This is a genomic window from Tenacibaculum sp. 1B UA (assembly GCF_033978845.1).
Taxonomy (GTDB): Bacteria; Bacteroidota; Bacteroidia; order Flavobacteriales; family Flavobacteriaceae; genus Polaribacter.
In genome coordinates this window covers 1-11,293 of the sequence record NZ_JAKVUA010000033.1, presented here as the reverse complement: position 1 = coordinate 11,293, position 11,293 = coordinate 1, and the positions used below count along the sequence as shown (strand labels likewise).

The following is an 11,293-nucleotide window of genomic DNA, read 5'->3' as shown; positions in this document are numbered from 1 at the left end:
TGTAGGAGGAGCATATTCTAATACTTTTGAAGCTATCCCTGCAAACACAAAAAGTTTACCATTAAACGAAAACATAGTGCCAGCAGTAGCTAACAATCAAGTAGCAACGGTAGTAAGTAATAAAGACCCAGAAAGTAAAGGACGTGTACAAGTTCAGTTTTACTGGCAAGAAGCTATTGGCGCAAAAACAGACTTTATTCGTGTAATGACTCCCGATGCAGGAAGCAGTGATCTTACTAAAACCAATAGAGGTTTTGTATTCATACCAGAAGTAGGAGATCAAGTAATGGTAGGTTTTGAGCATAACGACCCTAACCGCCCCTTTGTTATGGGAAGCATGTTTACAGGTAAAAATGGAGCAGGTGGAAGAGAAAAAAATGTGATAAAAAGTATCGTTACACGTGGAGGGCATATTATTGAGTTAAACGATACAAGTGGTAAGGAAAGTATTACGATTACCGATAAGAACAGTAACATGATACAGTTAAACACGCATGAAAGTTCTATAGTTATTTCTGCAAATGAAAACATGACTTTTATGTCTAAAAATTTAGACATTGTGGTAAGAGAAAATTTAAATATTACCACAGGTAAAGACAAAAGAGAAAATATTTCAGGAAATCACAAGCTTAAAGCTACCAATATAATTCAAATAGCAGATGAAGAAATAAAGAATGAAGCAGAGCAAATAATACAAGAAGCAGGAAAAGAAATAGACCTTTTAGCTAGTGGCAACATAAATAAGCAAGCAGAACAAAAAATTAATAATAGTAGCGGAAAACAAAGTAACCTTTTTTAAACATGAAAAAAAATACTATTATAAAAATAGCTAAAGGGAAAATTACACTTTCTACTAAAAATGATATTTCCATAAAGGCTAAAAACATAAACAGTTTATCTAAAACCTTAGTAAATGAAACAGGGAAAGAAGGTATTGTTTTTAAATAGCAAAGTATGAGTTTTGGAGTGTACGATCATATTAACCATGGTGTTAAGAATAGTTATGGTGTTACCTGTACTTTTTTAAAAGAACAAATTACTACCAATTATATATTTGATATTGCTTATCAAGCTTATAATCAAAAAGATTACATAGTTCATATTAACAGAAAGCAGTTCTTCATTAATAAGGAAGAACCAAAAGAAATATTAGATGTTTTAGCATTACGTTGTGCAGCACTTATATATCCGTTACAGTTACATATTTCTAAATTTGGCTTCAACTATAAACTCTTTAATTTTGAAGAAATACAAGAACGTTTTAATAAGCAGCTACCAACTATTCAAAGAGAATTTACTGGTGAAGTAACAGATGCTTATTTTACTGAAATTAAAAAATCGGTAAGTAATGAAAGTATATTTACAGAGCGTTTAAAAAGTGATTTTTTATATGCACTATTTTTCTATGGCTTACCAGTAGCATATCAACATAAACCAATACAAGATAACTATCAGGTAAACATACCTATACATCCATATCAACCCGAAGCGTTGTTTGTGGGAATGCAAACACTTAAAAAAGCAGAAAATATACACGATGTAACCTTTAAAGGCTCAGATGAAAAAGGAAATACCTTGCTATTACATCATTTAGTAGAAAAGCAAAGCCTTACGCCTTTACGTATAGAAATGTATTATAACAAAGAGTTAGATAGTGAAATAAATAGTAGTATAGTTCAGCTTAAAGAACGAAAAGAGGACAATATAAGCTTTAGTTATAAAAATGGTAAAGTTATAGAAGGAAAACAAAAGAAACAGAAAAAAGACAATTGGTTTAGCAACCTATTTAAAATTTAAAAAAAATTATTATGAGTGATGTAGCAGTAATTTGCAACGGAGCTATGTGCAAATGTGCACATGGTTTTGCACCCGACACCTTTGCAGTAGTAAGTACACATAAACATTATATAAACGAGTCTAGTGGTTCTCAAAAAATGGTAGGTTCTACTATGGATATAGGGCAACCCTTTAAAGCAAAAACTTTTGGACAGTGTAAACTACAACCCTCTGGAAGTAGTTATTTACCTTGCATGCCAAACGTAACACAATGGCAAGACTTTTATGAAAAGGTAACATTAAGTAACCAAGGAAAAATATTAACAGAAAAAAGTAAAGCTATTTGTGCCATTGCAGGAGCACCATGTGTAGAGTTTACTTTTCACGGACAGGTAGGAGCGCCATCAGAAAGTCAAGCCGCACAGACAAATACAACAGTACATAGTCAAATGAATCCACTTGCAAACCCAAAGCAGGCGATAGAAGACACTAACGATACTGATTTATTAGAAATTAAATAACCTGTATTATGGCAAAAAAAATAATTGTTGTAGACGAACAAGATAAAGATGTTGTTACCGAGAGAATATATAGAGATTTAAAAGTTTTTGAAATACCTCTTAGTAAAGCAGTAAATTTCCATTTAAAAGTTTTAAAAGCTAAAAATGTAAAAGAAACAAAAGAAAATGTATACTGGATTGCACAATCACATAACAGGTTTAAAACTAGAAAATTCAGAACTTTTAAAAGTGTTCCAAAAAACCAAAAAGAACTACATGTACTATTAAATGAGTTAAATAAAGGAACTAAATATGGAAAAAGGTATATCCTAAATAAAGATGGAGAGGAGGTTTTAAACCCTGATTTTCATGCTTATACCCTAGAAACTACAGGTTTTGTTAAAAGAGCATATTTAGCTACAAACCCGTACAAAAGCCATACTGAAAAAAGAGAAGGAGTGTTTTTTGGTAATTTAAAATATATTCAAAGAACATTAGGTAAAGGTATTTGGTTAGAAGGTATTAATTATACGCCTGAATTTAAAGAACAAGGAGCCTTTATTTTAGCGGTAGATAAACCTCAGGTACTGTCACTTTTAGTAGAAAGAAGAACATTACCAGAAAAAATAGTTCGTAGCAACCCTATTAAAAAGGATACTTGCGACTCAGTTGAGCAAGAGCTACTATACGGTGATGTTTTAGACATACACATGCACTTACACAATGTTTTAAGTGAAGATTACGAGTTAACCAAAGAGGTATTTTATAAAGGAGAGTCTATGACAAGAGGTTATAGTACTTTAATAGATATAAATATACCCAAAGACGAGTACAATCCTTCTTTAGATTATAATGTTTCACTTATAGATGAGCATGTAGTTAATTTAAGTTGGGCAGGTAAAACCAATCATAAAGAAGCAAAAGATTCTGAAGATTCTTTACAAGAGTATATAATGGTGTTTACTTTTACACCAGTATCCAAACATGCTATAACCAATAATTACCCAACTATAAAACGCGAGGTAACCCTTACGGTAAATTACAAAAGCGATTTTAGTGCAACGGTAAATGAAGAAGACTATGTAACTTCTCCTAATATTGTAAAAGTATGGCAACCGCCATTAATAACACAGCTATATGAAAAAGAGTGTTCCTATAAAGAGCTTAGTGTAAACTTAAAAGACTTCTCTGAAAAGATAATAATATTAAAAGAAGAAGAAGAGGGACCTTTAACAGATAATAAAATACCTTATTTAGAGTTTGTAGCAGATGTAAAAAAAGGTGTAGGTATATTAGAACTACAGACCAACTCTTTTGTGTCTAATTGTGAAGATGAAACAGAATTACATAAAAATAATGTTTTTGTAATAGATGAATTATCTAATGACACTGTTACAAGTCGTTTTTTTGGAAAAATCACACCTTTAAAAGTAGAGGGAATACCAACAGAAAATTCTTTACGATTAAATGTCGCTTATCCTTATGAAGCTGATAATGATTTTGATGTGTTTAGAAAATATATTTTCGGGGGTACTCCTTATACTTTTACAGTTAAAGCACAAAGCTGTAGGTATACACGAACACCTATGTTTAAAATATATCCAGAAATGGCATGGAAACTAATTTTAAAAGTAGGTTCAAAAAACCCAGAAGCATATTCCTATACGAATATGAAAGATTCTTCAAGAACTTCTCTTCATAACAAAAGATCAAGGAATGCGGGTATAAATAAAAAATATAAAACAAGAGAAGTTTATTTTAATATCAATTTAAAAGCTACATATGGAGGAGAAACTAATGAAATAATCAACGCAAAGTATGAAGCAAAGATAAAAAAAGTGCTAGAAGCCATAGTTGCTATCAAAGAAACTATGGATAATATTACTGGTGTTACAAAAACTAAAAAGGGTATGGCTGCTAAAATGGGCGGTAAACTTTTAAAAATGCCTTTTACTTTCAAGTTAGACTACCCAGTAATATCTATAGAAGGTAATTGGAAAAATACTTACATAGGTAATGGGGTTGTAGAGCCACAAGGTAGCATTGCTTTTGGATTTACTCCTTTAATTAAAGGTACAGGTACTCTTGATTTATTAGCAGCTGCGGAATTCTTACCTGTAATTGGTCAATTTCTTAAAGCAGCTAATTTAGTACTCTTAGTTGCTGGTGTTGAAATTTATTTTAACCTTTATGGTTTTGGTAAGATAGATTTAAAAGGAACTGTTTACTTTAACCAAGATGAAGATGTAAAGTTAGAAAGCAGTACTACTGTAGGTGTAGGTGTTGAATTAGGTGTAGTAGCTGAAGCTAACATAAAAAAAATTACTTTTAAGGCAGATAAGGTAGATGACAAATCTAAAAAAGCTGGTTTTGAAATAGGAGCTAAAGGAGAAACTTCTATTACTATTGGAGGTGCCACAGGAAAAGATGATAAAGGTCCTTTTATTGAAATGAATGCTGATTTTAATGGTGTAATTGTTTATGTTACTGCTAAAGTAGATAAAGGAGGTTTTTCAATTGGCCCCAATAAAAAACCTTATCAAATGGTAGAGCCTAAACAAAATATGTATAATAAAAAGTGGTATTTACTTGAAGATTAGATAAATGATGAGAATAATAATAATTTTAAGCATAGCTTTATGTTTTCAAAGCTGTGTTAGCCAAACCAAAGAAGAAAAAATGGAAGAATATTTAAATGAACTGTATAAAAATATTACTGTATTTAAAGAGCGTCCTGTATATGGAGTACAGATTAATAAAACAGGTTGTAAATTAGTCATAGAATTTGAGGGTAGTATAGATTATCGTTTAACTGAAAACAATGGTGAATCAATGATGTTACCTCTAAATGGTATCATAATTAAAAGTGGTGTGCAAACTGCAACCATACGAATATACCCTAAAGATGGAGAAGACTTAGTAACTAAGTATGCCCATGTAAAATTACGTTTTACAGAAGCACCAGATAAAAAATCAGGTCTTAATGAGTATAAAACTATAGCTACTTTTGAAAGTCCAACAAATATTGGAGAATTAAAATTACCTTATTATGAAAGTAAAGTAACTTTTACGGCTAATGTACCTTTCGATTATAGTAAAGAGTTAGACCAAGCTAAAGATTTAAAGACTATAAAAGATATTGAAAATAAGGTTGTAGCCAAATACAATAGTATCATTAAATTAGGAGAACAGTTTGATGAAGTAGGTTATTTAAAAGAACAAATGCATAGTAAAATAATTCACTATAGCAGTGGTTATTTCACTGGTAAAGAAGAAATTAAAGAAGGTCATGAGGTGCGTTATGCTTTAACAGATGAACGAGTATATAATAGAGAAATACTTCCTGTTGAAAATTATATAATGCAATTTTATGCAGATAATAAGATAGTTGCTTTATGGCAAAAAAATAATAATCCTATGATTTATATTAAAGGTAATTATAAGTATGAAGATGGTGAAGAGGCATACGCAGAAGGAGGTGACCCCATTTTTTTATATATGCCAAAAGGAAGTAAAGAACTTAAAATATGGTAAATTTATTAGACACAGGTATTATTATGTCTACCTACACAAACCAAAAGGAAGTAATAAATTAGAAATTATAAGGTAATGCAAAAAGCGTTTTTATATAGTGTTTATTTGTTTTGTATGTTGCTGGTGCTTACAGCTTGCGGGCAAACAAAAGAAGAAAAAATGGAAGAATATTTAAATGAGCTGTATAAAAACATTACTGTATTTAAAGAGCGTCCTGTATATGGAGTACAGATTAATAAAACAGGTTGTAAATTAGTTATAGAAATAGAGGGTAGTATAGATTATCGTTTAACTGAAAACAATGGTGAATCAATGATGTTACCTCTAAATGGTATTATAATTAAAAGTGGTGTGCAAACTGCAACCATACGAATATACCCTAAAGACGGAGAAGACTTAGTAACTAAGTATGCCCATGTAAAATTGCGTTTTACAGAAGCACCAGATAAAAAATCAGGTCTAAAAGAGTATAAAACTATAGCTACTTTTGAAAGTCCAACAAATATCGGAGAATTAAAATTACCTTATTATGAAAGTAAAGTAACTTTAACGGCTAATGTACCTTTCGATTATAGTAAAGAGTTAGACCAAGCTAAAGATTTAAAGACAATAAAAGATATTGAAAATAAGGTTGTAGCCAAATACAATAGTATTATTAAATTAGGAGAACAGTTTGATGAAGTAGGTTATTTAAAAGAACAAATGCATAATAGAATAGTTTACAATAACAGCGTTTATATTACTGATAAAAAAACAATTAAAGAGAGTCATGAAGTAGGTTATGCTTTAACAGATGAACGAGTGTATAATAGAGAAATATTTCCTATTGAAAATTATATAATGCAATTTTATGCAGATAATAAGATAGTTGCTTTATGGCAAAAAAATAATAATCCTATGATTTATATTAAAGGTAATTATAAATATGAAGATGGTGAAGAGGCATACCTAGAAGGAGGTGACCCCATTTTTTTATATATGCCAAAAGGAAGTAAAGAGCTTAAAATATGGTAAACACACTTAGCTTTAGATGTAGAAAAAAAAGATATTTTATATCACGATAACATTGAGCTTCCATTAGTAAAAGGAGACGCCACCTATATATCTGTTTTAGCAAGTGCTTTGGAAAAAACACTTAATTTTATAAAACCTCTTTTTGACGTATTATCTATAAATAACAACTCAAAAACAGCCATAACAGAGCTAGAAAAAGTTCTACGTGATTTTATAAAAGAGAGTAAAACAGATATGTATCTTGGTTTTCATGTAAGGTACGATATACCCGACGGAGAAAACCAAGTAGGGTCACTCATTAATTATGCCGAAATACAACCCTACAAAGCCCACTTACATTTTCAAATAATTAGAGTAGTATTACTTACCTTGGCTATAGATGTATTAATGATATACCTAACAAGAGGAAAGCTTGCACCTGGGTTACAACAATTAAAAAAAGCACAAAAAGTAGCTAAGAGAATTAACAAAGGAAAAGATAAAGTAAATAAATTTTTAGATAAATACAACCTTACTTTAACAACCCCTAAAATAACCATGAACGCTGCCTTAAGAAAAGAAATGCAACCAAAAGGAGCGTATGCAACTATTTTTGATTTTACCTTTAAAGCCGACCCTCTGTTAGCTTTAAATACTGAATACAAAATAGATTCCGATTCTTTAAAAGGCCCTTTAAAAGAGTTTGTAAAAAGCATGGAAGAAAAAACGAATGGAAAGTTTGAATTAATAGCCAAAGCAGAAGGTAGGATAGTTTCTGATATAAATATAAGCTACAACACTCATACAAATAAGCTTACTTTAAACAAAAACGCCGTTAAGCAAGAAAACGAATACAATAAAGTATTACGCAAAGGTGATATAATTAAAACAGACGGAATTATTAATATAAGTATTGAGGCAAAAGCTCGTTTAAAATACAAGAAAGAGTTTAAAACACTTTGGTTTTTTGAGCCTGTTAAGGTAGAAGCCAGTATTGAAGGAGAGTTAAAGTTGAATAGTAGCATCGGTCTCGTGGAAAAAGTAGGTTATACTAAAGGAAGAGGGCCTTATATGGAAAAAGTGGTATATTTTGGGGGATTGAAAGGAACGTATAAGCAAAACGTAGAAGTAAAAATAAGAGATGAAGATAAATATGACTCTAATGAGGATGACAAACAAGTGCCTTTTACCTTATTGGGTTCTTCGAATGCTTCTTTAGGTAGAAACTATATTTTTGAACTCTTTGAATCAAAAGAACAATTTGAATATGAAAACAAATAAAACAAGCGTCCTTATTACAGCATTGTTAGCAGTTATACTTACTGCTTGCGCGCAAACCAACACATCAAAAGAAAAAAAACAAGCAGCAGAAATGAGACCCATAGACAAACTATACAGCAACATACAGCCCTTACAATACAAAAGCATGAATAGATATTTTATAGAAGCGAACCAAAGTGGTTGTTTTTATGAGTTGTATGTAAATGGTAGGATGGTATTTAAGCTTTTTAAACAAGTTGGTTTAATGGGGCATACCACCTGTATTAACGATGCTATTTTAAAAAGTGGAGAGCAAGAAGTTACCGTGAAGCTATACCCTTTAGGACAAACCGAAGTAGAAAAGTTTGACACGTTTACCAAGAATGCAAGAATAGAAGTAAAAATAGAAAAATACGATACACAGGTAGAAGACAGCGATGAAAAAGTAGTAACATTTAAAATTCCAGAAGCAAGTACTAGAAATAAGAATGATATTAAAATAGAAGGGTTGCCTTATTACGAACATACTTTTACGTTTTATGCAGAAGTTCCTTACGAAGTAACAGGTTGGAGCGAATCGCAAGATTTAACCAAAATGGATCAAAAACAATTAGAAAAAGAAGTCGTAGCATTTTATAACAATCTATCTGATGTTATTTATAACCAAGACGAAGCTAAATGGGTAAGCTTAGTTAAAAACAGAGAATTAGAGTTTTTAAAATCTGAAGCGTATAACGATGTTAATGAGGAAAGTATTAAGGATAGAATTAGAAGTTTCAAACAGATTTTTGATTCTAGTTTTAAAAGAAAAGAACCATTAGATCAATATCAGATGATTTTTGGTGGAAATGGAAGAATAGTAGCATTAAAAGGTCTTGTTAAAAAAGGTTATGGAGCATTTTCTCATGGGTATGAAAAAATTTATGATGATGGGAGTAAAAGTAAGATAAGAAATTATGAATACATCTACCTACACAAACCAAAAGGAAGTGACAAATTAGAAATTATAAGGTAATGCACAAAGCGTTTTTATATAGTGTTTATTTGTTTTGTATGTTGTTGGTGCTTACAGCTTGTGGGCAAACAAAAGAAATGAGACCCATAGACAAACTTTACAGTAACATACAACCCTTACAATACAAAAGCATGCCACAATATTTTATAGAAGCAGACCAAATAGGCTGTTTTTACGAGTTGTATGTAAATGGTAGAGCAGTATTTAGTCATTATGAACAAACTGGTTTAATGGGGCATACTACCTGTATTAACGATGCTATTTTAAAAAGCGGTATACAGGAAGTTACTGTAAAGCTATATCCATTAGGGCAAACTGAGGTAGAAAGGTTTGACACGTTTACCAAGAATGCAAGAATAGAAGTAAAAATAGAAAAATACGATATACAGGTAGAAGACAGCGATGAAAAAGTAATAACATTTAAAATTCCAGAGGCAAGTGCTAGAAGTAAGAATGATATTAAAATAGAGGGTTTACCTTATTATGAGCATACTTTTACGTTTTATGCAGAAGTTCCTTATGAAGTAACAGGCTGGAGCGAATCGCAAGATTTAACTAAAATGGATCAAAAACAGTTAGAAAAAGAAGTAGTAGCTTTTTATAATAATTTATCTGATGTTATTTTCAATCAAGACGAAGCTAAATGGGTAGAATTGTTTAAAATAGAGAACATGAAGTATTAATTTCTGAAGCATATAATGATGTTAATGAAGAAAGTATTAAAGGTAGGAAAAGGAAATTTAAACAAATTTTTGATTCTAAGTTTAAAAAGAAAGAACCACTAGACGAGTATAAAATAGTTTTTGGAGGAAATGGTAAAATTATAGCTTTGAAGAATTTAACTAAAGATGGCTACAGTGCTTTTTCTTATGGTTATGAGAGAACTTATGATGATGGACGTAAAAGAAAGATTAGAAATTACGCTTATATCTACCTACACAAACCAAAAGGAAGCAATAAATTAGAAATTATAAGGTAATGCACAAAGCGTTTTTATATAGTGTTTATTTGTTTTGTATGTTGTTGGTGTTTACAGCTTGTGGGCAAACAAAAGAAATGAGACCCATAGACAAACTATACAGCAACATACAACCCCTACAATACAAAAGCATGAATAGATATTTTATAGAAGCGAACCAAAGTGGTTGTTTTTATGAGTTGTATGTAAATGGTAGGATGGTATTTAAGCTTTTTAAACAAGTTGGTTTAATGGGGCATACCACCTGTATTAACGATGCTATTTTAAAAAGTGGAATGCAAGAAGTTACCGTAAAGCTATACCCTTTAGGACAAACAGAAGTAGAAAGGTTTGACACGTTTACCAAGAATGCAAGAATAGAAGTAAAAATAGAAAAATACGATACACAGGTAGAAGACAGCGATGAAAAAGTAGTAACATTTAAAATTCCAGAAGCAAGTACTAGAAATAAGAATGATATTAAAATAGAAGGTTTGCCTTATTATGAACATACCTTTACGTTTTATGCAGAAGTTCCTTACGAAGTAACAGGCTGGAGTGAGTCGCAAGATTTAACTAAAATGGATCAAAAACAATTAGAAAAAGAAGTAGTAGCTTTTCACAACAACCTATCAGATGTTATTTATAATCAAGACGAAGCTAAATGGGTAGACTTAGTTAAAAACAGAGAATTAGAATTTTTAAAATCTGAAGCGTATAATGATGTTAATGAGGAAAGTATTAAGGATAGAATTAGAAGTTTCAAACAGATTTTTGATTCTAGTTTTAAAAGAAAAGTTCCTTTAGATAAATATAAAATGATTTTTGGAGGAAAAGGGAGAATTGTAGCTTTAAAAAGTATAATAAATAAAGGTTATGGAGCATTTTCTCATGGATATGAGAAAACTTATGATGATGGGAATAAAAGTAAAATAAGAAATTACTCTTACATATACCTACACAAACCCAAAGGAAGCAATAAATTAGAAATTATAAGATAATGCACAAAGCGTTTTTATATAGTGTTTATTTGTTTTGTATGTTGTTGGTGCTTACAGCTTGTGGGCAAACAAAAGAAATGAGACCCATAGACAAACTATACAGCAACATACAGCCTTTACAATACAAAAGCATGAATAGATATTTTATAGAAGCGAACCAAAGTGGTTGTTTTTATGAGTTGTATGTAAATGGAAGAATGGTGTTTAATCTTTTTAAACAAGTTGGTTTAATGGGGCATACTACCTGTATTAACGA

Annotated in this window: 13 protein-coding genes; all 13 read left to right on the top strand. The window is 30.8% G+C overall.

The genetic code is table 11. From position 1 onward, the window contains the following. Nucleotides 1-799, top strand: a 799-nt coding sequence (locus tag MK851_RS15500; protein WP_320244918.1) for a phage baseplate assembly protein V, incomplete at its 5' end; no start/stop codon positions are given. 2 nt (nucleotides 800-801) lie between these two features. Further along, nucleotides 802-948, top strand: a complete 147-nt coding sequence (locus MK851_RS15495; protein ID WP_303511232.1) for a hypothetical protein — start codon at nucleotides 802-804, stop codon at nucleotides 946-948. A 6-nt stretch (nucleotides 949-954) separates the two neighbouring features. Then, nucleotides 955-1,797 (top strand): hypothetical protein, encoded by an 843-nt coding sequence (locus MK851_RS15490; RefSeq protein WP_320244916.1) that lies wholly within the window; start codon nucleotides 955-957, stop codon nucleotides 1,795-1,797. An 11-nt stretch (nucleotides 1,798-1,808) separates the two neighbouring features. Further along, nucleotides 1,809-2,297 carry a DUF4280 domain-containing protein gene (locus MK851_RS15485; protein ID WP_320244914.1) on the top strand — a complete coding sequence of 163 codons (489 nt, stop codon included), beginning with the start codon at nucleotides 1,809-1,811 and terminating at the stop codon, nucleotides 2,295-2,297. A gap of 8 nt (nucleotides 2,298-2,305) precedes the next feature. Then, complete coding sequence (locus tag MK851_RS15480) at nucleotides 2,306-4,876, top strand: hypothetical protein (RefSeq protein ID WP_320244913.1); 2,571 nt, start codon at nucleotides 2,306-2,308, stop codon at nucleotides 4,874-4,876. Between the two features lie 4 nt (nucleotides 4,877-4,880). Continuing rightward, on the top strand, nucleotides 4,881-5,810 hold the full coding sequence (locus MK851_RS15475) for a hypothetical protein (RefSeq protein ID WP_320244912.1): 930 nt from the start codon (nucleotides 4,881-4,883) through the stop codon (nucleotides 5,808-5,810). 159 nt (nucleotides 5,811-5,969) lie between these two features. Then, the gene (locus MK851_RS15470; RefSeq protein WP_320244911.1) at nucleotides 5,970-6,824 is read left to right on the top strand and encodes a hypothetical protein; all 855 of its coding nucleotides are present in this window, start codon (nucleotides 5,970-5,972) and stop codon (nucleotides 6,822-6,824) included. Between the two features lie 108 nt (nucleotides 6,825-6,932). Continuing rightward, on the top strand, nucleotides 6,933-8,084 hold the full coding sequence (locus MK851_RS15465) for a hypothetical protein (protein WP_320244910.1): 1,152 nt from the start codon (nucleotides 6,933-6,935) through the stop codon (nucleotides 8,082-8,084). Further along, entirely contained in the window at nucleotides 8,071-9,078 is a 1,008-nt protein-coding gene (locus tag MK851_RS15460; protein ID WP_320244909.1) for a hypothetical protein, read from the top strand. Before MK851_RS15465 ends, MK851_RS15460 begins: the two co-directional genes overlap by 14 nt. Further along, a complete protein-coding gene (locus MK851_RS15455) occupies nucleotides 9,078-9,761 on the top strand; it encodes a hypothetical protein (RefSeq protein WP_320244907.1) in 684 nt (227 codons plus the stop codon). Before MK851_RS15460 ends, MK851_RS15455 begins: the two co-directional genes overlap by 1 nt. A 146-nt stretch (nucleotides 9,762-9,907) precedes the next feature. Then, a complete protein-coding gene (locus MK851_RS15450; RefSeq protein ID WP_320244905.1) occupies nucleotides 9,908-10,057 on the top strand; it encodes a hypothetical protein in 150 nt (49 codons plus the stop codon). After that, nucleotides 10,057-11,037 carry a hypothetical protein gene (locus MK851_RS15445; RefSeq protein WP_320244903.1) on the top strand — a complete coding sequence of 327 codons (981 nt, stop codon included), beginning with the start codon at nucleotides 10,057-10,059 and terminating at the stop codon, nucleotides 11,035-11,037. Before MK851_RS15450 ends, MK851_RS15445 begins: the two co-directional genes overlap by 1 nt. Beyond that, the coding region (locus MK851_RS15440) for a hypothetical protein (protein WP_320244901.1) at nucleotides 11,037-11,293 on the top strand (257 nt) is incomplete at its 3' end. The genes MK851_RS15445 and MK851_RS15440, both read left to right, overlap by 1 nt.